This is a genomic window from Methanosarcina sp. 2.H.T.1A.6 (assembly GCF_000979455.1).
Lineage (GTDB): Archaea > Halobacteriota > Methanosarcinia > Methanosarcinales > Methanosarcinaceae > Methanosarcina.
In genome coordinates this window covers 13,073-36,482 of sequence record NZ_JJOY01000034.1, presented here as the reverse complement: position 1 = coordinate 36,482, position 23,410 = coordinate 13,073, and the positions used below count along the sequence as shown (strand labels likewise).

19 protein-coding genes are annotated in these 23,410 nt (G+C 45.2%); 7 read left to right on the top strand and 12 right to left on the bottom strand.

Features of this window, described 5'->3' with window-relative positions; genetic code table 11:
• Positions 1-358: 358 nt before the first annotated feature.
• The gene (gene wrbA, locus EO98_RS10205; RefSeq protein WP_048142536.1) at positions 359-988 is read left to right on the top strand and encodes an NAD(P)H:quinone oxidoreductase type IV; all 630 of its coding nucleotides are present in this window, start codon (positions 359-361) and stop codon (positions 986-988) included.
• A 96-nt stretch (positions 989-1,084) separates the two neighbouring features.
• Here wrbA and EO98_RS18750 read toward each other — a convergent pair whose 3' ends face one another.
• Positions 1,085-1,249: a hypothetical protein gene (locus EO98_RS18750; protein WP_156164122.1), complete on the bottom strand. Its 165-nt coding sequence runs from the start codon at positions 1,247-1,249 to the stop codon at positions 1,085-1,087.
• Between the two features lie 541 nt (positions 1,250-1,790).
• Here EO98_RS18750 and EO98_RS10200 point away from each other — a divergent pair.
• Entirely contained in the window at positions 1,791-3,809 is a 2,019-nt protein-coding gene (locus tag EO98_RS10200) for a glycoside hydrolase family 15 protein (protein WP_082098565.1), read from the top strand.
• A 10-nt stretch (positions 3,810-3,819) separates the two neighbouring features.
• Here EO98_RS10200 and EO98_RS10195 read toward each other — a convergent pair whose 3' ends face one another.
• Positions 3,820-4,257 (bottom strand): GNAT family N-acetyltransferase, encoded by a 438-nt coding sequence (locus EO98_RS10195; RefSeq protein WP_048142538.1) that lies wholly within the window; start codon positions 4,255-4,257, stop codon positions 3,820-3,822.
• 178 nt (positions 4,258-4,435) lie between these two features.
• Positions 4,436-5,662 (bottom strand): M20 family metallopeptidase, encoded by a 1,227-nt coding sequence (locus EO98_RS10190; protein WP_369799040.1) that lies wholly within the window; start codon positions 5,660-5,662, stop codon positions 4,436-4,438.
• A 409-nt stretch (positions 5,663-6,071) separates the two neighbouring features.
• Between EO98_RS10190 and EO98_RS10185 the strand changes: the two genes are divergently transcribed.
• A complete protein-coding gene (locus tag EO98_RS10185) occupies positions 6,072-7,013 on the top strand; it encodes a nucleotidyltransferase domain-containing protein (protein ID WP_048142541.1) in 942 nt (313 codons plus the stop codon).
• A gap of 625 nt (positions 7,014-7,638) precedes the next feature.
• Here EO98_RS10185 and EO98_RS10175 read toward each other — a convergent pair.
• The gene (locus EO98_RS10175; RefSeq protein ID WP_235283808.1) at positions 7,639-9,168 is read right to left on the bottom strand and encodes a PGF-pre-PGF domain-containing protein; all 1,530 of its coding nucleotides are present in this window, start codon (positions 9,166-9,168) and stop codon (positions 7,639-7,641) included.
• Between the two features lie 213 nt (positions 9,169-9,381).
• Here EO98_RS10175 and EO98_RS10170 point away from each other — a divergent pair, with 213 nt between their 5' ends.
• Positions 9,382-10,881, top strand: a complete 1,500-nt coding sequence (locus EO98_RS10170) for a DUF4139 domain-containing protein (RefSeq protein ID WP_048142545.1) — start codon at positions 9,382-9,384, stop codon at positions 10,879-10,881.
• Positions 10,882-11,161: 280 nt separating this feature from the next.
• On the opposite strand, the gene EO98_RS10165 is transcribed toward EO98_RS10170, so the two are convergent.
• The 6 genes from EO98_RS10165 to EO98_RS10140 form a co-directional block, all read right to left on the bottom strand.
• Positions 11,162-12,079, bottom strand: a complete 918-nt coding sequence (locus tag EO98_RS10165; protein ID WP_048142547.1) for an ABC transporter ATP-binding protein — start codon at positions 12,077-12,079, stop codon at positions 11,162-11,164.
• On the bottom strand, positions 12,072-13,010 hold the full coding sequence (locus EO98_RS10160) for an ABC transporter ATP-binding protein (RefSeq protein WP_082098564.1): 939 nt from the start codon (positions 13,008-13,010) through the stop codon (positions 12,072-12,074). The genes EO98_RS10165 and EO98_RS10160 overlap by 8 nt, the downstream gene beginning before the upstream one ends.
• A 1-nt stretch (position 13,011) precedes the next feature.
• Positions 13,012-13,851, bottom strand: coding sequence for a nickel transporter permease (gene nikC, locus EO98_RS10155; protein WP_048142548.1), 840 nt, complete (start codon positions 13,849-13,851; stop codon positions 13,012-13,014).
• Positions 13,835-14,785 (bottom strand): nickel ABC transporter permease, encoded by a 951-nt coding sequence (nikB, locus tag EO98_RS10150; RefSeq protein WP_082098563.1) that lies wholly within the window; start codon positions 14,783-14,785, stop codon positions 13,835-13,837. The genes nikC and nikB overlap by 17 nt, the downstream gene beginning before the upstream one ends.
• Positions 14,786-14,816: 31 nt before the next feature.
• Entirely contained in the window at positions 14,817-15,509 is a 693-nt protein-coding gene (locus EO98_RS10145; RefSeq protein ID WP_048142550.1) for a class I SAM-dependent methyltransferase, read from the bottom strand.
• A 213-nt stretch (positions 15,510-15,722) separates the two neighbouring features.
• Positions 15,723-17,297 (bottom strand): ABC transporter substrate-binding protein, encoded by a 1,575-nt coding sequence (locus tag EO98_RS10140; protein ID WP_048142552.1) that lies wholly within the window; start codon positions 17,295-17,297, stop codon positions 15,723-15,725.
• A gap of 746 nt (positions 17,298-18,043) precedes the next feature.
• Here EO98_RS10140 and EO98_RS10135 point away from each other — a divergent pair.
• From EO98_RS10135 to EO98_RS10125, 3 genes are all read left to right on the top strand, one after another.
• The gene (locus EO98_RS10135; protein WP_235283809.1) at positions 18,044-18,373 is read left to right on the top strand and encodes a class I SAM-dependent methyltransferase; all 330 of its coding nucleotides are present in this window, start codon (positions 18,044-18,046) and stop codon (positions 18,371-18,373) included.
• A 206-nt stretch (positions 18,374-18,579) separates the two neighbouring features.
• Positions 18,580-19,782 carry an MFS transporter gene (locus EO98_RS10130; RefSeq protein ID WP_048142554.1) on the top strand — a complete coding sequence of 401 codons (1,203 nt, stop codon included), beginning with the start codon at positions 18,580-18,582 and terminating at the stop codon, positions 19,780-19,782.
• 127 nt (positions 19,783-19,909) lie between these two features.
• The gene (locus EO98_RS10125) at positions 19,910-21,400 is read left to right on the top strand and encodes a DUF4139 domain-containing protein (protein ID WP_052734569.1); all 1,491 of its coding nucleotides are present in this window, start codon (positions 19,910-19,912) and stop codon (positions 21,398-21,400) included.
• Between the two features lie 236 nt (positions 21,401-21,636).
• Here EO98_RS10125 and rpsJ read toward each other — a convergent pair whose 3' ends face one another.
• Positions 21,637-21,945, bottom strand: a complete 309-nt coding sequence (rpsJ, locus tag EO98_RS10120; protein ID WP_048136447.1) for a 30S ribosomal protein S10 — start codon at positions 21,943-21,945, stop codon at positions 21,637-21,639.
• Positions 21,946-21,982: 37 nt separating this feature from the next.
• Positions 21,983-23,251 carry a translation elongation factor EF-1 subunit alpha gene (gene tuf, locus EO98_RS10115; protein WP_048142555.1) on the bottom strand — a complete coding sequence of 423 codons (1,269 nt, stop codon included), beginning with the start codon at positions 23,249-23,251 and terminating at the stop codon, positions 21,983-21,985.
• Between the last annotated feature and the right edge of the window lie 159 nt (positions 23,252-23,410).

Here is a 23,410-nt window from a genome sequence, read left to right as displayed (position 1 = left end):
TTACGATAGAAAGAGAGGGCATGCCCAGCTAATACACCATATCTCCTAATAACTATTTTGATACTTCCCGGCTATAAGGAGGAGAGGAGCCCCGCATATTTCCTGCAGTGCCGTTTGAAGCAGGGAGATCGGAGAACCTGGAACATAAAGCAAAGAAAAGGATCCGGACATCTGTTAACAAGCTATAGCTTCTGTTAACAAGCTATATAATCTATCAGAAAACTCTTTTTAAGGGGGGAGTTTGGAATTTTCCCGAACTAACGGATCATATCAGTACATTTTGGAATACAAAAACGCTTGATATCTGGAATTCAAACAGCCTGGTGATATCTGTAACTGGTTTTGATAGAGGGATTGAATGGTTAAGGTAAATATAATTTTTTACAGTATGTACGGGCATGTCTACAGGATGGCAGAAGCTGTTGCTGCTGGAGCAAGGGAAGTTGAAGGGGCTGAGGTAGGAATTTACCAGGTGCCTGAAACCCTTCCGGATGAAGTCCTGGAAAAGATGGGGGCAATAGAAACGAAAAAGCTTTTTGCCCATATCCCTGTCCTGACCCGGGAAATGCATGAAGATATACTGGCTGGAGCCGATGCATTGATATTCGGAACTCCTACGCGCTACGGAAATATGACTGCCCAGATGCGTGCAGTCCTTGACGGTGTCGGAGGGCTGTGGAGCCGGGATGCTTTTGTGGGAAAGGTAGGAAGTGTTTTTACTTCCAGCGGAACTCAGCATGGGGGGCAGGAATCCACAATCCTCACATTTCATGTTACCTTGCTTCACCTTGGAATGATAATTGTAGGGCTTCCATATGCTGAAAAAAGGCAGACACGAATGGATGAAATTACAGGTGGCAGCCCATATGGAGCTTCAACAATTGCCGGACATGGCGGAAGCCGCCAGCCTTCAGAAAATGAACTTGCAATGGCCCGTTATCAGGGCAGACATGTAACTCAGATCGCAAGAAAAGTCGCTGGAAAATAAAATATTTTAAAAATAAATAAGGACGGAAAAACGTTCCCTTCTTGCGGGTGTTTTCCCTTTCAGCTTCTTTGCTTCTTTTGTCTTAAATAAGAATGCTTAGCTAAAGCCTGGGAAGGCTTTGCCCCGGCGTTCAAACTTATCCTGAGCTGTTGTCAGGCACGCCAGAGTACAGTATATTGCCTTTTCCTCGGCACTCTTGAGGACAAAGAATTCTTTCCCACAAACGGGACATATTTTTTTTACGTAAACCATAGTAGACACGCACATTTTTGTATGTGGATACTTTCTTTAAAGACTTCGTTTTTATAAGCCATACTATCAAGAACACAACTAAATATAAACTTTCGTATGAATTTTATATATATCTTTAACAAGAAATTAAATTTATCTCAACAGGCTGATCACGCTATATCGATAAAAATCGTGTGCAGCAAATGCATGTAATTTCTATCTTCATAGTATGCATCTAAACTATTTTACACTGTCGCTCATGAGGATGATAGATTTTAAGGCTAAAGTTGTAATTTTCACAGATTTTTCCTTTCCCTTAAATATTTCAGCGATATATTCAATTCTGATAAGGACTTAAATTCAATAATAGATTCGATTTCTCTGGTCATCTGAGGCACATCCTGCAATTTTCGAACTTAAACCCAGAGCATGCTCAGCACACCAGCAGAATTTAAAAAGCGGTTCAACCGGTTTGCTTTGATTTTTCATTTTTGCTTTGATTCCTCATGATAGAATCTGATCTAAGAAGAGCACAGAATATAATTCAAAATAATTGAATATAGAGTCGGAGGTGTCCGTAATTAGGCCGCTGATTTTCGGAAATGGAAAAATCCTGATTTGTGAAGATGAGAAAGGGACTATAAGGGATGTCTATTTCCCATATGTAGGGCTTGAGAATCACGGGAACTCTATAAGGGTCGGCGTATGTGACCTCGACTCCCTTTACTGTAGCTGGCTTGAAAACTGGAAGATCCGGCAGCGGTACAAATCAGATTTCAAAGAAAATTTCTGTAGCCGGGTTCTTGAAATGTCTGGAACGCGGGAGGAGACCGGGGTAGAAAAAGAAGAGGCGGCTAATGAAAAAACTCCTGAAATCTTCATGGAAATTGTTTCAAATATAGGGGAAACAGTATTCGAAAACCCTGAGCTCGGGCTCCAGGTTACGGTCTGGGAGGCTGTCCATCCGTCTGTGAACATTTTTTACAGGACCTATGAAATAAAAAATATCTCGAATTCTCCCAAGCACCTGCGTATTTTTTCCAACCAGAACTACCGGATCCTTGAAAACAAGATCGGAGAAACCGCTGTAATTGATAAACAGACCCTTATCCATTACAAGCGCGATCGTTATTTCCTGCATGCGAGTGACCCTCCCTTTGACCAGCATGCGGTAGGGACTGCGGAGTGGAAAGGGCTTGAAGGCACCTGGAAAGACATGGAAGATGATGCAAGTCTCAGTGGAAACCCCGTAGCCCACGGCTCGGTAGATTCAACTCTTGGCTGGACCCTGCCTGAACTGAAAGCCGGAGAGTCAACAAGGGTTCATTTCTGGGTCGTTTTTGGAAAAAAGTACTGCAATGTGCTCAAGATTCATAAAAGAGTAAAGGCAGCCGGAAGAAGCTCTCTTTTCCACCACAGCTTCAATTTCTGGAACTCTTTTGTCGAGAGGGCTTCCGTCCTTCCGGAGTTTGCCTGGATGCCGCAGCTTCCGGAAAGAGTCTCAAAGTGCTTTTACCGCAGCCTCCTTGCAGTTGTCGCCCATATGGATATTACGGGTTCGGTGATAGCGTCATGTGATTCGGATATCAAGCAGTTTGGGGCAGACCTTTATTCCTACTGCTGGCCCAGAGACGCAGCCTGGGTCTGCCTGGCGCTTGATCGGGCGCGGTACCACCACCTGAGTACGGAGATATTTGAGTTTTTCTCAAGGACCATCACACATAGAGGCAACTTCCTTCACAAGTATACCCCCGCAGGAGATTTCGGGAGTACCTGGCATCCCGTGCCCATGGTCCAGATTGATGAAACAGGGCTTCCCCTCTATGCCCTCTACAACAACTGGGAGCTTGCAAGGAGTGTCTGGACTACAGGCAGGTATTACAGAGGGCTTGTCCTTCCCGCAGCCAATTACCTTACAAAAGCCCTGGACAGAGAAACCGGGCTTCCCATTTCGAGCTTTGACCTCTGGGAAGAGCGAAAAGGCGTGCATACTTACAGCGCATGCACCGTCTATGCCGGCCTCTACGGGGCATGTGAACTCTCTCGTTCCCTTGGAGATTATGACAATGCAGAAGTCTGGGGGAAAGCAGCAAACCGCATTAAACAGGCAATCCTCGAGAGGCTTTATGATGATAAACTCAAGCGGTTCCGGCGTTCCCTCGACGACCCTACTCTTGATTCCTCGGTGTTTGCGGTCTGGTATTTCGGGCTCCTCCCGCCAGATGACCCGAAGGTTGTCCGGACAATGGAAGCCATCGAACGTGAACTTCTGCGCCCCTCAGGAGGAATCGCCCGATATCTCCATGACAGTTACTACGGCTACATGAACAGCTGGATTATCTGTACCCTCTGGCTGTCCCAGTGGCACTCTGCAACCGGAAACCTGGAAAGAGCCCTTGAGCTTCTGGAGTGGTGCGCAGCTCATACCCACCCGACAGGCCTTATGTCAGAACAGGTGGACGATAAAGGCAGATCCATTTCAGTCCTGCCGCTTGCCTGGTCTCACTCAGCTTTTGTGCTTGCTGTGCTTGAATATCTTCAGGCTCTTGAGAAAAGGGATGGAGGGACCTGCAGCTTACCGGGAAAATGAAACAGTTTTTTTAAAACTGTTTTTCATAGTACAGGTATCCTTCTTCCTCTTTTACGAAAGTAAAACCGTGCTTGAGATACATGTCTATAGCTTTTTTAAGGGTTGAATCGGTTTTAAGCACGGCACCCGAACAGTTTTTCTCGGCAAAATCCATAGCAGCCAGAAAAAGTTTTTCTCCATTACCTTTTCCCCTGAAGCCCCTTTTAAGGTAGATGCGCCTGATTTCGCAGTGTTTTCCATTAAGTCTGCGGACTCCTGCCGTGCCCACCACCCTGCCGTCTTCCAGGCCTACAAAAAAAGTTCCTCCTTTTGCAAAATAGTAGCCATTGATGTCATTCAGGTCAGAATCTTTAAGCCTGTCGTACTCAAAGCCGTGTTCAAGCAGGACTTCCAGGACGACATCACGGACTTCTTCCTTTCTGGATTCATCGTACCTCTGGATTATCATTTGTTTTCTCCTTTATTTTAAATGGGCAGTTTCCTGTATTTATCTGCCCCTCCTTACCTGTTCCTTTTTACCTGCCCCTCCTTGCCTGCCCCTCCTTACCTGTTCCTTCTTACCTGTTCCTTCAGGATTTCAGGTTTTTTCTAATTTCAGGTTTTTTGAGGTACTCCTGAGGCCTCTTTTACTTTTGAGGTTTGAGATATTTTTCCGGATGCTTCAGGAAGTCCAGGGAAATGGTGTAGAAAATTTCAGTACCTGTGAGCAGGATATCTTCATCAATATCGAACGTGCATGAATGGTTGATCTCCACGATCCCTTTTTCCGGGTTCCGGGTGCCCAGTGAAATAAAGATTCCCGGCACCTTTTGAAGATAGCTTGCAAAGTCTTCGGCAGCAAAGGTCTTTTCCAGTTCCGGATAGACTGTAAGCTCAGGAAAACTTTCCTGAAGTTTTAAGTTAACCGCACCTGTGAAATCAGGGTCATTTACCAGGACCGGATAACCGTGCAGGATATCAAGTGCGTAATCCGGAAGCCCTGTGAACTCTTCCCCGGGTTTTGCGTATCTTTCCTTTACCCTATCAAGGCACTCTCTTATTGTCATGTCGATAATTTCTGTAGTCTCGCTGTCAAATGTCCGATAGCTTCCCAGAATCTCTACACTGTCAGGAGTCCTGTTGAACTGGGCTCCACCCTGGATTCTTCCGACCCCCAGGACATATTTATCCGGTTCAAGCCGCGTTTCAAGGGCTGGGTAGATGCTGCTTATGAAGTCCGTTGCCATCCTGACAGGGTCAATGCAGCTTGCAGGTTTTGAGATATGGCCCCCTTTCCCTTTAAGGGTGATTTCAAAACGGTTTGTGCTTGCCATAAAAGGCCCGGGGCGAAAACCCACGCTTCCGGATTCATGGTTGGTAAAGATGTGCATGCCCATAACTGCATCCACGCCTTTTAGCCCTCCTTCGGCAATAACCCTCTCCGAGCCGCCTGGAGGGATCTCTTCTGCAGGCTGGAAGATCAGGCGGACTTCCCCTGGAAAGTCTCTTTTTTCTAAAAAGAGCCGCACAGCCCCAAAAAGCATTGCCATGTGACCATCGTGCCCACAGGCATGCATTATTCCCTCGTTTCCGGAAATATAGTCCCTGTTTCTTTCTGTGAGTTCTTCCTGGACCTGCAGGCCGTCAGTATCCGTCCTCAGGGCAATGCAGGGGCCGGGCATTGTGCCCCGGATGCTTGCAAGCACGCCAGTATCCGCAATCTTCCTGGCTTCTATTCCCAGTTCTCCAAGAATTTTCAGGATTCTCTTCTGGGTTTCATGTTCTTTGAAACTGAGTTCGGGGTATCGGTGAAATTCTCGCCTTAGCCGGATAATCCAGGCTTCAAGCGCTTCTGCACTCGGATCATTTCTCAAAAATATTACCTCGGATTTTCTGCACATGCAGCTTATTCCGTTTATTTTTTCGATAATTTTCAGTTCCTTTATTTTTACTCCTTCAGTATATATTACTCCAGGTATATATTACTCCATTTTCTTACCCATTAATTAAGAATTTAAATACTGACAGTTAAATACATGAATGGTACAATACATTTTATCATGCTGTTTATTTTTAAATAATGGCAGTTAAAGTATTGGCAGTTAAAGGGTTATTAATCTGTCATTTTTAAGGCCGTTATTAAGGCCACTTTCAGGTCATTATTAAGTCATTATCAAGTCATTATCAAGTCATTATTAAGTCATTATTAACTGAAGGTCGATCGGCGGCAGTTAAGTTCAGTTAAATTCGATTATTCTTTAAAGGCTCCAGGGATGATATAAAATGCTTAAAACACGCCTCAGAGATTTTCTTCTTACAAACGATGACTGGCTTTTTGCGGTTTCTGACTACTTCCGTAACGATGGAATAAGATCCACACTCCGTTATGTTCCTGATGAAAACGGGGAGAGAGAGTTAAACGGGAAACGGTACAAAAAATACGATTTTGGTCCGGCTTTCGATTTCATGAAACAAAACAGGCCTGAATGGGTGCAGGACGTGCACGTTGTCCCGGAGTCCGAGGTAAAGCAGGTGCTTCGCCCCTCTGACTGCATCCCGGAACTTGTGAATTCTGACAGCCGTGTAAGGGCAATCGTAAAGGTGCTTGATATGGCAGGAATTCCCAGGACAAGTATGGGAGTTACGGGTTCAATGCTTGCAGGCCTGCAAAATGAAAGTTCAGATGTCGATTTTGTTGTCTACGGCCCTATGTGGTTCAGGGCAAGAGACGCTATAACCGCTGCTAAACAGCAGGAAGGGCCTATAGAAGAGATCGATGAGGAAATGTGGCAGAGGATCTACAGGAAAAGAATCCCTGAGATTTCTTTTGACGAATTCATGTTTCACGAGTCCAGGAAAGGTAACCGCGGCATGGTTGAGGGCACGTATTTCGACCTCCTTTTCGTGCGGGAATGGGACCAGATTAAAGAGCCTCTCCAGCGGGGAAAAGACACCGTCAAAATGAAAATCGAAGCCGAGGTCAAAAACGCTGACTTTGCCTTTGACAGCCCTTCTTACTACAAAGTAGAACACGACGAAATCGACCATGTGCTCTCCTATACCCACACCTATGCAGGCCAGGCTCTCCCAGGGGAGATTATAGAAGCCCGCGGCGTGGTTGAAGAATTCGGGGATAAGAAGCGGCTTGTCGTTGGCACTTCAAGGGAGCCAAAAGGGGAATGGATAAGGTCTCTTACCTGGCTTGAAAAGTGCGGATATATTTGATATTGGTAGAAATCCTCCTCCCAGCCTGATAAATATTTTTCCTGGTTTCGGAAGCTGGTTTTCAACTCAAAGATTATAGAACGTCTCCGCCAGCTTGTCTGGCGGCCGGTCAAAAAAAGAAAGAAGAACTAAATTTGAAAAAAAATATAAAAACAATAAAAAAGATATTTGAAAAAGAGTGTTTTGCAGGCAGTATTTATTTTGTTTGTATTCAACACATTTTTGTCGTTCGCTCTTACTTCTGGATTCTCTCTTTTTTCTCTTTTTTGTCTTTTCTCTTCTTTTTTGTCTGAAGGCCGCTCTCCTGCGTCGAGCGTGACAAAAACGACTTAAAACAGCGAATGACGTTGTATTGGTCATAAATATTTGTAACTTAGTCCTCTTGAGCGAGTGAAGCTCACTGCTAAAACCCATAGATTAGCCCTCTTGAGCGCAGCGAAAAGGGCAGCGTACTGCAGAGCCGCAACTCTGCTGAAACGGACAGCGTACTGTTGTGATTACATCGCAACTCCTCAAAAATATTCGATTTACTGTGATTCCAAAGTGCAATTCGGGCGAGACGCAATTCAGGCGAGGCGAAACTTGGGAAGGAAGGTTTCTCCGAACCTTCCTGGTCTTTAGATATTTATTTCATCTTCCTTTTCTTCAGGGCTGCGTATGATGCCAGAAGCCCGGCTGCCGTAAATGAGACTCCAGCTCCCGGAGCATCTTCATCTTCCTTTTCTTTATCCGAAGCCAGATTTTCTTCACTTTCTTCTCCGGATATTTCTCCCGCGCTCATGACATTACTTTCTTTATTTCTAATAGGGGTGATTTCAATCCGTTTTGTATTCTTTTCAGGGCTTGCAATCGCAAAAGGCGAAAATCCCGGGGTTTCTGCTGTAAAGTAGAAGAAATCTTCATCTTCTCCGGTCAGAGTTGTGGGCAGCGCGTTCCACGTATTTTCATTGTGCCTGTAAAGGGTTATTGTGTTTTCACTGATGTCGTTTTCGGAAAGCCAGGTCCGGTTTACTCTGAAGCTTATCCGGGCATTTTCAAGATTTTCAGAGCTTGAAAATCCGCTGTTTCCTACCCAGATATTCAGGTTCTTATAAACGGTTCCGGGGGCAGGCTCTTTTACTATTGCGGACGTGTTCTTTAGCATCTCCACAATTGTGGTTGTTTTGCCGAAGTTCTTTTTCGGGTCAAACTCCACAGCAACTATTTCGTTTGTCTCTCCTTTGAAGGTATAGCAGGCGTGGACTCCTTTGAAGACCTGCTCATTTGAAAGCTCCTTGAGCTCTATGTTTCTGCTTGATTCCGGAGAGCCTCCACCTCCACCTCCGCCCCCTCCTCCACTGCTTCCTCCGCTTCCTCCGGAAGACGCGGTTTTCTCCATAACCCGGATGTAACTTTCTTTTGTCTCAGTATCATTTCCGTAGGTAGTGTTAGCTGCCCTGAGGGTGACAGTATAGGTACCCGGGGTTTCATAGTTCCATGCCGGATTTTTCTCCAAAGAGTCGATGCTTCCGTTTCCATCAAAATCCCACTCCCAGGAATCCGGGTTGCCTGTACATAAATCCGTGAACTGGACTGTAAGAGGCGCGGTGCCGGAGAGGGGGTTTGCGGAAAATTTAGCTTCAGGAGGAGTGTATGTGATTATTATTTCCGAAGCTCCTGTAACAGGAACAGCGGAGATGGAATACGCAGAAACATTACCCGAAATTGTGAAATTTCCAGGTTCCGCAGTTGAAGGCACTGTAACCCTGTACACAACAGTTTTTTCCCCACCTGCCTGAAGGCTCTCGACCCAGATCCATTCAAGGGTAGACTCTTTGAAAGTTTCGGTATTCTGGAGCGTAGCCCCGGCATTTTCAACTATGCTTATGGACAATCCCTCAGGAAGGTTTTCATCAAGAGTAGGGGCTTCAATATACTGGTCTGTCTGTATGTGCACGGTTACTGTGAAAGTTCCGCCTGCATAAACCGTTCCTGCAGAAATCTCCCTGTTAGCCTCGATTCCAGAAGCTGAAACTGGAAGTATAGTTACTGCAAAAAATAGGATAAGTATAAGACCGGAGATAAAATTTGAGAGTTTGATCCGGTTTTTTACTTTAAGGGTCTCAATAGTTTTCATGAAAACAAGTCCTTTAGTTTTTTCGGGCTTATTGGTCATCTGTCTCAAATTCTATATGCTGTACTGGTATATATTATTGTAACTGTTCTCAGACTTATTTTCATTAAATCCGGAGGGATTATTTAATTTCCAGTGTCTTGAGGGACTTCTCGCACCTTATGGCTTCAAAAAGCCAGGGGTTTAGAGGGATGACTTCGAATGAATCCGTAGTCAAAGCCACATATATATAATACAGTTGCTTATTTTACTGTTATGAGAACAAGAACAAGTTATCTATGGATTTTTCTGGCTTTTATCGGGGTTGTAGCCACAGCTGCAGCGCTTGGATACCCTGGAGCTGCTGAAGTCACGGTTCAGGTTGATGAGCATGAAATCGCTGCTAATGGTATTGAATCCTCTTCCAGTGCAATATCCAGTATCAAACCTTCAAATCCCCTGGAGTTGCTTACGGCAGGGGCTGCGGCGACAGATGCAGCTACCGAGGTTACGGTTTATAACGACAACCTTGCCCTTGTAAAAGAACGCAGGGAACTCGATTTAAAGATCGGGGTCAACAGGGTTGAGTATACGGATGTTGCTGCTCTCATTGACCCGACTTCTGTAATGTTTGAGGACACAAAGAACAAAAATACTGCTGTGCTTGAACAGAACTATGAGTACGATCTTGTGAGTAGTCAGAAGCTTCTGGGAAAATTCCTGGACAAGGAGATTACTGTAACCGAAAAAGAAGGAAATACATATACAGGAATTCTTCTCAGCTATGACGGCGGGATAGTGCTCAGGTTAAGTGATGGGAAGGTTGTAACTCTTTCCGAGGTCTCAAGAGTGGAATTCCCTGACTCTGCAAACTTGCTTACAAAACCCACTCTGGTCTGGCAGGTCTATTCTCCTGTAGCAGGCAGCCGGGATATCCTTACTTCCTATCTTACGGACGGCATGAGCTGGAGGGCAGACTACATCGTAAAGACGAATGCAGATGATACAAAGGCTGATATCCAGGGCTGGGTCAGTGTCGACAATGGGGCAGGGACCACCTATGAGGATGCCAAATTGAAGCTCGTTGCAGGTGAAGTTCACCGTATAGCTGTACCGCAGCCGATTCGTTATACTGAGGAGGTTGCAGAGCAGGAAGTAATGTATGACGGTGCAAAGGACAGCTTTGTTGAGGAATCCCTCTTTGAGTATCATCTCTATACCCTTGAAAGGCCGGCTACTCTGAAAAATAACCAGGTCAAGCAGCTTTCCCTTCTCTCTGCAGATTCCGTGCCCGTGGAAAAGGAACTTATTTTTGATGTTTCAAAAAGCGATAAGGTACAGGTAGTCCTGAACCTGAATAACTCAAAAGAAAAAGGCCTTGGAATGCCTCTCCCTGCCGGAGTTTTGAGGGTATATAAAGCTGATTCCGAAGGGCAGCTCCAGTTCCTCGGAGAAGACAGTATAGACCACACCCCAAAAGATGAGGAAGTCAAAGTTGTTGTCGGAAGCGCTTTTGATGTAACCGGCACCAGAACTCAGACCGACTACAAAAAGGTGGGCACTAATGTCTGGCGGGAAAGCTATGAAATTGAATTAAATAACCATAAGCCTGAAGCACAGAAAATCAGGATTGTGGAACATTTCTACGGAGACTGGGAGATTACCGCCAGTTCCGATACTTATGAAAAGACGGATGCTTACACTGCCGAATGGGAAGTGACCGTGCCTGCAGATGGTTCGAAAAAAGTCTCTTTCACAGTGGGACACAGATATTGAGTTTTTGGCAGCTATTAATTCCCGACAATGTTAAGTTCTTAGGCTGAAATGCCTGAAAATCTTCCGGACTCCGGCTTGATGGAAAAAATCAGATAAATAATTTGGGGGGGCTTTTTACCCCTTTACTTTTCAAGCCGGCTCTTTATACCTTTTTCTGAAAATCGGTCGTCTCTGATCAATTAGTTGATTTATTCCGGGATCCAAAAGATAATCCCCTTAGTTTTTCTTTCCCTGCATCGCACACTTAAGTTCTATGGATAAAACAGTGTCTGGATTGCAGTCATTTTGCTTTCCAGCACCTCACCAATCTCTCGGAGACATTCCGTAGTTTCTGCGACTCTTTACACGCTTCCGTTCTCTCTCTGCACAATTTGTAGTAGGAACATCCCGAAAAACCATCAGGCAGTGGTCCTACATCCTCCGGCAGCACAACTTCAAGCGACGCATACTGTACCGCGTCCATAAGAGCACGCGTATACGGGTGCAGAGGCCGATCAAACACATCCTTCCCCTCCTCAACAATCTCACCTGCATACATCACCAGTACCCGGTCCGAAACAGCCTTCGCTGCCTCCAGGTCATGCGTAATAAACACCAGTCCTAGACCGCGTTTTTTTTGAATCTCTTTGAGCATCGTCACAATAAACGCCTGCACCGACACATCAAGCATCGAGGTCGCCTCGTCACAGACCAGCAGCTCAGGTTTCAGAGTAAGCGCCCTGGCAATTACTACCCTCTGCAGTTCTCCTCCTGACAACTCATGCGGATATCGGGGCCTGTGCTCTGCAGAAAGCCCCACTTCTTCAAACAGGGCAGCTACATTTGCCGAAATCTCCTCTCTGGAAAAACCTCCGCAAATCACAAACGGTTCAGCAACCGACCGCTCAACCGTCCATCTCGGGTCAACCACATCATCAGGATTTTGAGGGATCAGCTGGATTTTTCCCATAAACTTCCGGAGATTCTTCCAGTTCATCCCCGTCAGTTTCGTCCCGTCGAAGAACACTTCCCCGGAAGTAGGCTCAAGTTGCTGGACAAGCATCTTTGCAAGCGTCGACTTCCCGCACCCCGACTCCCCGACAATAGCCACTGTCTCGCCCGGACAAATCTCAAGATCAACCCCGCAGACTGCTGTCTTTTTGACGGTTTTAATCAGGCCTGAGGTGTAAACACAACGCAGATTCTCTGCCTTAAGCATAAATCCAGCACCTCACACATCTTCCCTCCAGCTTTACAACCGGCGGATTAGTCAGGCACCTGTCCGTTTTATACGGACATCGAGGATGAAACCTGCATCCTTCGGGCACCTCAATCATCGAAGGTGAAGAGCCCGGAATCGGGTGCATGCCGCGCTCCGGCACCGCATCTAAAAGCGCCTGTGAATACGGATGCAAAGGCTCTTTGAAAAACGCATCCCTTCCTGCAATCTCAATTATCTGCCCGCAGTAATTTACCGCGATTCTGTCCGACATCGCCCGGGCAAAACCGACATCATGTGTAATTAAAAGAAACGCACAGCCGTCCGAGGCAACCTTTTGAAAAATTGCCGCAATATTGCGCTTCTTCAGCACATCAACGCCTTTTGTCGGTTCATCAGCGATAATCAGTTCAGGATCTGCAGCCGTTCCCATTGCAACCATCGCCCGTTGCAGCATTCCCCCACTGTACTGGAACGGGTATTCCCTTTCCCGCACTTCAGGAGGGATTATATCAAAATACTTCAGAGCCCGGCATGTCCTGGCCTTTGCCTCCTCTTTACTCATTCCAAGATGGGCCCTCATCGGCTCTGCAATCTGAGTGCCCACCCTGATTCCAGGATTCATCGCAAGATACGGGTTCTGGGCAATTGATGCAACCGTTTTGCCGCGGACTTTCTGCATCTCCTTTTCGGAAAGAGCTGATATTTCCATACCGCCAAGTTCCACTTTTCCGGAAAACACCGCATTCGGGGGAAGCAGCCGCATTATTGCCTGGCCAAGAATTGACTTGCCGCTCCCGGATTCCCCTATCAGTGAGAACACCTCATGTTTGTTAATCGAAAAAGCCGCATCATCAACCGCATGAACTGCTCCCTGTCCGGTTGGGATTGATACGGAAACCCCGGATACTTTCAGCAACACATCAGACATATCAGAACCTCCCTTCAAGCTCAAGATTTTTCATCTTCTGGTCAAGGGCATCCCGCAGCCCATCGCCGAAATAGTTGAACGCAAGCACGGTCATCATGATCAAAAGACCCGGGAAAAACATCAGCCAGGGGGCAGTTGAGAAATATGTCCGTCCTGCATTCAGCATTGAACCCCATTCGGGTGTTGACGGCTGCACTCCAAACCCGAGGAAACTTAAACCGGCCGCTGCCAGAATCACGTTTCCTATTCCAATCGATGCCATAATCAAAACCGGAGAGATAATGTTTGGAAGAACATGCTTTATCATCACATAACTGTTTGAAGCCCCGACCCAGCGGGATGCCCGGACATAGCCTTTTGTCTTGACGTCAAGTGTTGAACCGCGTGCAACTCTCGCAAACACTGTCCACTCGACAGCAATTAAAGCAAGCATCATGTTTTCCATTCCCTGTCCCAGAAACGCTGTAATTGCAAGTGCCAGAAACATCGACGGAAAAGCAAGAAAACTATCCGTCAGCCGCATGATAATCTCATCCAGCCACCCGCCGTAATATCCTGCCAGAACGCCAAGTGTTACCCCGATTGCAAGCGAGACGCTGACAACCGCAAAACCGACGAAAAGGGATGCTCGTGCGCCGTACATCACCATTGTCAGGATATCACGGCCGAGGTGATCGGTCCCGAACAGGTGGTCCGAAGACGGAGGCTGTTGACGGTTCTGCAGATCCTTTTCCTTGTAGTCGTATGGGGCTAAAACCCCGGCAAACACGGCCATGAAGATAAGCCCTCCAAGGATTATCAGGGAGAGAATAATCTGCCGATTTTTAAGAATTTCTATCATATCGTATCTCCGGGTTCGCCCAAACGTAGACCAGGTCTACAAAGAAGTTGATCAAAAGGAAAATGACGGCAACAAAGAGCACAGAGCCCTGTACCATCATATAATCGTGGGAAAGAATTGAGTCCACAACAAGATTTCCAATACCCGACCATCCAAAAATTGTTTCAACAACAACCGAGCCGTTTAAGAGAAAACCAATCGACAGCCCAATCACTGTGATAACCGGAACAAGCGCGTTTTTCAAAGCATGTCTAATGATGACGATCTTTTCCGAAAGTCCTTTCCCACGTGCGGTCTGGATGTACTCCTTCCCCATGACATCCAGCATGCTTGAACGGATCATCCGCATCATTACAGCGGCCGACCCTGTTCCAAGGACAGTCGCAGGCAGAATCATGTAGCTGATCTCTGTCCCGTGCCCGAACCCGGATGGAGGTAGCCAGTGAAGGATTACCGAAAAAAGAATTATCATCATATAGGCCTGCCAGAAATTCGGAATGGATACCCCGAAGAGAGCACAAAATCGGCAGGCATCGTCAACAACCGTGTTATGTTTCAGAGCTGAAACTACGCCAAACGGAATGGCAATAACAAGAGCAATTACAAGGGCAAGAACGGAAAGTGTCAGCGTATTTTTAAATGCGTTCAGAACAGTTTCAAACACCGGCTGTTCGCTCATATATGAGTAGCCAAAGTTTCCTACAACAGCGCCTTTGAACCAGTTCAGATACTGGATGTAAAATGGCTGGTCAAGCCCGTGGGCTATACGGAACGCTTCAACAGCTGCCTCATCATATCCACCCGAGGGACTCGTCATCATAATCTCTGCCGGGTCGCCCGGGGCGATATAGATGAGTGAGAAACTCATAAATGAGATAAATATGAGAACCGGGATGAGATACAGAGCCCGGCGTATGAAATAATCTTTCAGCATTACAGTGCCTCTGGAAAACTTCAGCTTTTCATCAACATTTTATTCCGGTGGCAAGGTACGGGATAGATAAGTAGTCATAACCTTCCGGATCGCATCTTTTCATATACTCGGCATACTCGGGAAGAGATTTCCAGGAGACCTCCGAAAACCCGTTATTTTCCATGATGGCTGTAATCATTTCAGGCGAGTTTCTGTCATAAAGCGGAAGATACTCAATCAACTCATCGTGATTTCTTTCTTCAGGGTTGTAATTTTTGTCTGGAACGTATCCTGGCTGGAACCATTGCCCGTCGATTGCAAGAATCCTGCCCCCGGGTACCAGGACTCTTTGGCATTCATTGAAGAATTTGTCATGATTTGTGAGCGTCCAGAGGAGGTGCATGTTTACGATAACATCAAACGTATTGTCTTCAAACGACAGTTTTTCTCCGTCGCCTTCAACAAACTTAATTGACAAATTGCGGTTCTTTGCCCCTTCTTTTGCACGTGCGAGCATCTCTTCTGAGATGTCAAGAGCAGTGACATTGTGCCCCATTTCGGCAAAAACAAATGCCTGGATGCCAGGCCCTGTCCCGATATCAAGGACATTGAGTTTTTTATCTGCTGGCAGCCTCTCTAAAAAAAGGTTTTGCATCAGGAGAATCTCTTCATCAAGGTGGTCATGATACATCTTCCGGTAATTTGGACTAATCTTATTCCAGTGTTCTGTAATTTTGTCTTTCATTTTTTAACCCTCAGGCAAGTTCCATTTCCTTTGTAATGAACGTGTATTCGTTTGGATAAATTTCAAAACCTTTGAGATTGGGGGGAGAGAAGCCAGAACTTCCCCGTGAAAGTTATCTCCTTTGCAGATCTCTCCCTCGGAAGCATACCTTTCTCCAAGCAACATCAAAACTGCTGTTTGCAACGGCAGTTTTTCTTCGCCTTCTCAACAAATTTACACAAATCCGATATCCTTGGTGATGATTGTATACTCATTTGGATACATCACAAAGCCTTCAACATCTGATGACAGTGCATAGATTTCGTTGGCATAGAATACAGGCAGTATTGCTGCATCTTCTTGAATCTGTATCTGGATTTTGTCATACAATTCTGCACGTTTCTCTTCGTCAGGTTCGGTTCTTGCTTCAAGAATCCATTCATCTACCTGAGGATTGGAATAGCGGAGCCATTTGGATGCATAGTTTCCGGTTGAGAGGTAATGGAGCGAGAGGAAGTAATCAGGATCTCCGGTCGGTGCCGTACTCCACGCGGCAAGTGAAAAGTCATACGTTCCTGCAACAGCATTTGCTGTAAGGGCAGCACTGTCCAGAATTGTCACAGTTGTGGTGATGCCAATGTCTTCCAGCTGTGAGGCGATGATTTCTGCACTCGGCTGAAGAGCTGCACGTTTTGTGTAGGTCTGGATTTCAATGGTGAACGGTTCACCGTTGTAGTAGAGTTTGCCATCTGTACCTTTCGTGATTCCTGCTTCTTCGAAGAGTTCCAGAGCTTTTTCAGGGTTATATTCGTAGGATTCGATCTGATCGTTTGCGTTCCATGGCATGGTATTTGTAAATATGCCTGTTGCCGGAAGGCCGGAAACCCCTTCAAGTGCTGTATCCACGATTTCCTGGCGGTTAATTGCATAGGAGAGGGCCTGGCGGACTCTGAAATCGTCAAATGGTGCTTTGCCGCCATTTATATACAGGAAGTACGTTCTTAGTGTTTCTTTGGAAATGGCGTTTATCTCAGGATTGGTCTGAAGTGCTGAATACTCGCTCTGGAGGGGATCTCGGGCAATGTCTATATCTCCTGATTTTATCAGCAGAGTTCTGGCTGTGCTGTCTTTGTTGTACTGTATAAGTATACGGTCAACTTTGACCTCACCGTCCCAGTAATCCGGATTCTTTACTACTTCAAGGCTTGTACCTGGTTCAAAGGAAACAAACATAAATGGCCCAGTTCCAACCGGCTGTTTGTCTGCGTCAACAATGTTGGGACTGATGATAGACATGATCGGGTCTACAAGGGATGCAATTAGCGGAGCATAAACATCATTAGTTTCGATTACAATGGTGTACTCACCAGTTTTTCGTACATCTTTGATAAAGGAGTACTCGTATGATCTGCTGTTTGAGGGATCAAGTACTCTGTTCATTGAAAACAGTACCGCATCCGCATCCATTTTTGTTCCGTCGTGGAAAGCTACATCTTCACGAAGCTGGATTTCCCATTCTGTATCGTTTAACTGTTTGTAGCCGGATGCAAGTTTGGGCATGAGATTCATATCTGCGTCATAGTAGAACAGAGTTTCATAGACGCCTGCCTGATGAACATACCACCCTGTCCAGCCGTTAGCAGGGTCAAGACTGCCGCCTGTATCGGGGCCTTCGTTAAAAACTACGTGGAGGACTTTTTCTTCAGTCCCCTCAGTCTCAACACATCCTGCACAGAGCAGTGCAACAATCAGAATTAAGGTAATGGCAGGGAAGGAGAGTTTTGTTTTTTGTATGTTGAATTTCATCATTAACACCAATGTGCATAAATATCTAGTATATTTTTGATACTATCTTTTACTAAGTTATGTAGAATGTATATTTAAAGTGCGTGATTTTATTCTATATCTTCATAGGTAGTGTGATAAAATGCAATTTTTTTTTGAATTAGGAACTATCCAGTAAGCTGCATCGTTGATCTGAAAGATATTGTGTTGCCGGGTTTAATCAGACTATTATTTTGAAAAATACTGAGTTTAATTCGGGAGATATAAGCGCTAACCGTCAGAGCTGAACTAAAAGCACAAAAAAATAAGAAGGTTTTTATTTGCTCTTCATTCCAAAATCATGCATCTGTCCGTTGACTGACTGATTTCCCGGTACGTTTTCATTCCATGGTTTACGCTATAGTCGTAATATCAGGTTCCTCATCCCAGTAATTTCTAATCTCTTTTCCTAACACAGCTTTCTCCATCTAAATCGCCTTTATTCATTTTTACTATTTTTAATACTATACGGAATATATATATAACTTAGTTGTTATCTATTAAATTTTATTTATGAAATAAAATGCATATATATTTGTATATTGTTAATTATGGTGGCATATATGCAATATTTTTATAAATTGTAATACTGAATGATAATATGGTCTTACTTTGCAGAAGATTACATCAAAAAATGATCTTGAACGATTGAGGTGACAGAAAATAAAGATAAAATATTGGAATACTGGGACTTCAGAAGTTCTGATTATCACACAGAATATGCTCATTGTATGGATGAGGAAATAGATCTCTGGAAATCCATTTTATCTGAAATTCTGCTAACGGATAAAAAAGTCCGTGCAGTGGAAGTTGGAACAGGTCATGGGATTCTTGCCATCTCTCTTGCTGCCATGGGACACGATGTAACAGGTGTCGATTTGTCAGAATGTATGCTTGAAAAAGCAGCTGCAAATGCCAGAGAAAAGGAAGCAAATATCTTGTTAGTGCAGGGAGATGCAGAAGAAATTCCTCTTAAAGATGGAGAGTATGATTTTGTTTTTAGCAAGTATCTTCTCTGGACTTTGCCTCAACCGGATAAGTTTCTTCTCCTTACATATTAAAACCCTAATTTGACAGATTCTGCTAATTAATACAGTATTTTCTTACACAAAACACGTTGCATTGACACACTACGTTTTAGTAAATTAAAAAACGTCCAAAAATCATAAGATGCAAGACAAAACTTTGAATTGTATTAAGAAAACAGAAGCATGAAGCCCATTTCAACATTATAAAATGTGTGCTTCTGTCAAATTTGGGTTAAAAAATAAAATATTCCCAGGAAGGGATTACCATTACTGCAACTGTTAGCAAAAAACTCGCCGGAGCGATCACCGGACATTTTCTAATAGACCTCTATACTCCTATACTTCCGATTATCCTTCCGCTCCTGATTGATACGATGGGCTTGTCCTATTTTCTTGCGGGTCTTATTGTCACCGCATTTAATGTGGTATCCTCAGTAACCCAGCCGTTTGTCGGCCTCTACAGCGATAAAACCGGCTGGCGTGCAAGTGTTCCTTTGTGTGTTTCAATTGGCAGTTTAGGTATCTGTCTTACCGTTTTCACAAACAATTATTTGCTCCTTCTCATGATGGTAATGGGCGCTGCAATTGGTCATGCGTTGTTTCATCCATCCGCAATGGATCTGGTTTACCGGTTAAGCCCCCCGGCGAAAAGGGGGATGTACAATTCAATATTCACAACCAGCGGCAGCATCAGCTACTCTATTGGACCTTTTATTGCAGGGGTTTTGATTGAATTTGCCGGTCTTTCATCAGTTGTATGGATGGTAATTCCGGGTATTATAGGGGCGGCATGGATTTACCGAAATGACCTCAGATATCTGGATGAAAAAGTTTTTGAAAAGCCCGCAAAGACAGTTATAAGTCATCCGTTGGAGAGGAAAAAATTCTGGTGGATTCCTGCAGGGCTGGTTGTTATAATCTGTTCTCTTCGAGCCTGGGCATATGTGGGACTGATTACCTATCTACCGACACTTCTAACTCTTGAATCTCAGGACTTTGATACGGTGACTACATCCCTGATTGTAACGATTATGCTGTTTTTTGGAGTTGGGGGTCAGATTGCAGGAGGATATTTTTCAGATCGTTTCGGGCGTAAATTGATGCTGGTCCTGGGTCTTTTATTTGCAGTGCCGCTTTTTGCTCTGATTTTTCTTGCTGACGGCTGGCTGATGTACTTTGGGATCATGATGTACTCTTTTTTTGCCTGTTTCTGCTATGTGACATCGGTCACAATGACGCAGGAACTTCTACCCGGAAACGTCGCTTTCGCATCAGGTCTTATTCTAGGGCTTTGTATGGGTGTTGGAGGAGTAGGAGTTGCGGTTATCGGATTGGCTGCTGATGTGATGGGGTCGCTTTTTGATGCGATGTTTCTGTTGATTATTCCAACGACATTGTGTCCGATTCTTGCGATGTTTGTCCGGTATCCAGTAGGAAATTAAGTAAATAATTCATAAGATGAAATTCTGGAAGGGCAGTAAACTTCGAATCGCAGTTCTGGCACTGCATCTTTTCGAAAATTTCTATAAAATCATATCTATATAAATCCGAACCCCCAATGATTATACTATGGGAGTGAAGAAACACATTCTATGGCTCTTTTTAGTGTTTATCGCATTCGTATTACTTTTTTCAGCTTATATGCCTCACTATCCGGAAGGTGTTGCTCAGGCAAATGTGTCTGGCAGTGACAAAAATCAAACCGGATCAGATCCGGGAATTTCTGAGGAAATTCCAGCCGCAGATCCTCCGGAAATTCTGGCTTCAGGAGCAGTTGAAGCCGGAGATATGGAGCTTACAATTTATGAACAGGGGCTTGCCCTTGTAAAAGAAAGGCGAGATATGGAGCTTGAAAGGGGGACTAACCGGGTAGAATATACGGACATTGCTTCCGGAATTATCCCTTCATCGGTTCTGGTCGAAGACCCTGAGGGCGGGGAGGTGACGGTGCTTGAACAGAACTATGAATATGACCTTGCGAGCAGTTCCGGATTACTTGAAAAGTACCTTGGCAGGGAGATTACAGTAACGGGCACAAACGGTGATGTCTACACAGGCAGGCTGCTCAGCCATGAGGGCGGGAGTGTCGTCCTGGAAACTGAAACTGGTGAAGCTATAGTGCTTCAGGATGTCTCCAGGATAGAACTGCAGAATGCGTCGGAACTTTCAACAAAACCGACTATTATCTGGCAGATTTATTCCCCTGTTTCTGGAACGCGCAAACTCCTTACGTCCTACCTGACAGAAGGTCTAAGCTGGAAAGCAAATTATGTCCTGAAAAGTAATGCCGATGACACCGAAGCTGATATCAGGGGCTGGGCTAATATTGACAACAGGGCAGGGATTACCTATGAAAATGCAGCCCTGAAACTTGTCTCCGGAGAACTAAACCGTGCGTCTCCCCCTGTACGGCCTCTGCCAGAACGTACCGAAGGAGCTGTAGCTGAAGAAGAATCAGTTGCTCCCTTTGTCGAAGAGTCAATTTCCGAATATCACCTCTATACCCTCGACAGGCCGGCAACTCTGAAAAACAATCAGGAAAAGCAGATTTCACTTTTCTCTATAGACTCCGTACCTGTGGAAAAGGAGCTCATCTATGATAGTTCTCTGAGTAAGAGAGTCCGAATTTTCCTTACCTTTGAAAACTCAAAGGAAACCGGACCTGGTATGCCTCTTCCGGCAGGTGTCGTAAGAGTTTATAATACCGACTCTGCAGACGAACTCCAGTTCCTGGGTGAAGACAGTATAGGGCATACCCCTCTGGGCGAGGAACTCAAACTGACTGTCGGTTCAGCCTTCGACCTTACAGTCACACGAAACCAGACCGATTACCAGCGTATAAGTGATAACGTAGAGAGAGTCAGCTACGAGATACAAATTAACAACAGCAAGTCCGAACCCCAGAATGTGACTGTCGTGGAACATCTCTACGGAGAATGGGAAATCCTGGAAACTTCAGATGAGTACCGGAAAACTGATGCTTTTACCATTGAGTTCAAAGTGACGGTTCCTGCAAATGGCACAAAAACTATTACCTACACCGCAGAGAATCGCTTTTAAGCAGGGTTCAGCAGAATAAATTGAAGTCTAAAAGTCTGAAGTAAAAATCTTAAGTAAAAGCGCAGAACAAAATACAGAACAGATGCAGAATATTCCGGCGGACTGAAAATCCCTGAAGCAGGCAGCTACCGGTAAATTCTCAAAAAGTGGATAAGTAAATATTCTGAAATAACGAAGTTAAAAGGAATTTGCAAGACCGGATACAGATTATTTCTGTAACCTGTCTTTTTCTGCATTTATCCTTCGAGTACAATCTCGATGTTTATGTCTTTGGGAACCTGGATTCTCATGAGCTGACGGAGTGCTCTTTCATCGGCTGCGATGTCGATGAGCCTCTTGTGTACGCGCATTTCCCAGTGGTCCCAGGTTGCAGTTCCATCTCCGCTGGGGCTTTTTCTTGTGGGAACTACAAGCTTCTTTGTTGGAAGCGGAACAGGCCCTGAAATGCTTACTCCTGTCCTTTCTGCAATTAACTTTACCTGGTTACAGACTCCATCCAGATCCTTGGGACTGATGCCTGACAATCTTATTCTAGCTTTTTGCATACCTTTTTTCTCCTTACAAAATGAAAAAAGGAGAGTGTTATTTCTGCTTAACACTCATGCACATACCGGCGGCAATTGTCATACCCATATCACGGATAGCGAACCTGCCGAGCTGTGGAATTTCTTTTACGGGCTCGATAACCATCGGCTTTGTTGGTCTGATGGTAACGATTGCTGCGTCTCCGGCCTTAAGGAAGGTCGGGTTTTCTTCCTTAACCTGACCACTCTTCGGGTCCAGCTTCTTGTCAAGTGAAATCAGCTGGCATGCGACCTGGGTGGTGTGGGAGTGGAATACAGGGGTGTAACCTGCAGTAATTGCGGAGGGGTGCTGGAGGACCACTACCTGTCCTACAAACTCTTCAGCAACCTTTGGTGGGTTGTCAACAGGGCCACAAACGTCTCCTCTGCGGACGTCGTTCTTGCCGATACCGCGGACGTTCCATCCGATGTTGTCTCCAGGGAATGCCTGTGGAATTTCTTCGTGGTGCATTTCAATGGACTTTACTTCACCGCTTATGCCTCCGGGCATGAAAACGACCTTGTCACCTTTCTTCATGACACCGGTTTCTACTCTGCCTACAGGCACAGTTCCGATACCGGAGATGGTGTATGCGTCTTCCACAGGGATCCTGAGAGGGAGAGTGGATGGCTTTTCAGGCTCTTTGAGGTTGTTGAGGGCATCCATGATGGAGGGACCCTTATACCAGGGAGTGTTTGCACTGTTTTTGAGGATGTTGTCGCCCTGGAATGCGGAGGTCGGGATGAAGGGGATTTCGCTTGGCTTAAACCCGATCATCTTAAGGATACCGGATACCTGCTCGATAACTTCCTTATACCTGGCTTCGCTGTATTCTACTGCATCCATCTTGTTGATTGCAACAATAAGCTGGTTGATGCCGAGGGTCCTGGAAAGGAAGATGTGTTCCTTGGTCTGGGCCATGACACCATCAGGGGCTGCAACTACAAGGACAGCAGCATCAGCCTGAGAAGCACCTGTGATCATGTTCTTTACGAAGTCACGGTGGCCAGGGCAGTCTACAACTGTGAAGTAGAATTTGTCTGTGTCGAATCTCTTGTGAGCGATGTCAATTGTGATACCTCTTTCACGCTCTTCCTTAAGAGAGTCCATAACCCAGGCGAAGGCAAAGGATTCCTTACCCTTCTGCTTTGCTTCTTCTCTAAACTTGTCAATGATGTGTGGAGCTACAGCCCCTGCATCGAACATTAAGCGTCCTACGAAGGTTGACTTTCCATGGTCAATGTGACCAATCACTGCTAAATTCATGTGCGGTTTTTCTGCTGCCATATTTATAATTCTCCTGTGATTCTGGATGAGTTTAATTCGTATATCAAATATTTACTATATTAAGATTAGGGCAAATCTCAATATTGATTCATCCACTTCCTATATTCTTTTGTTAAATCAATATTGTAAGTTTCCCTTTCCCGGCCTTTTTTTCTTGAA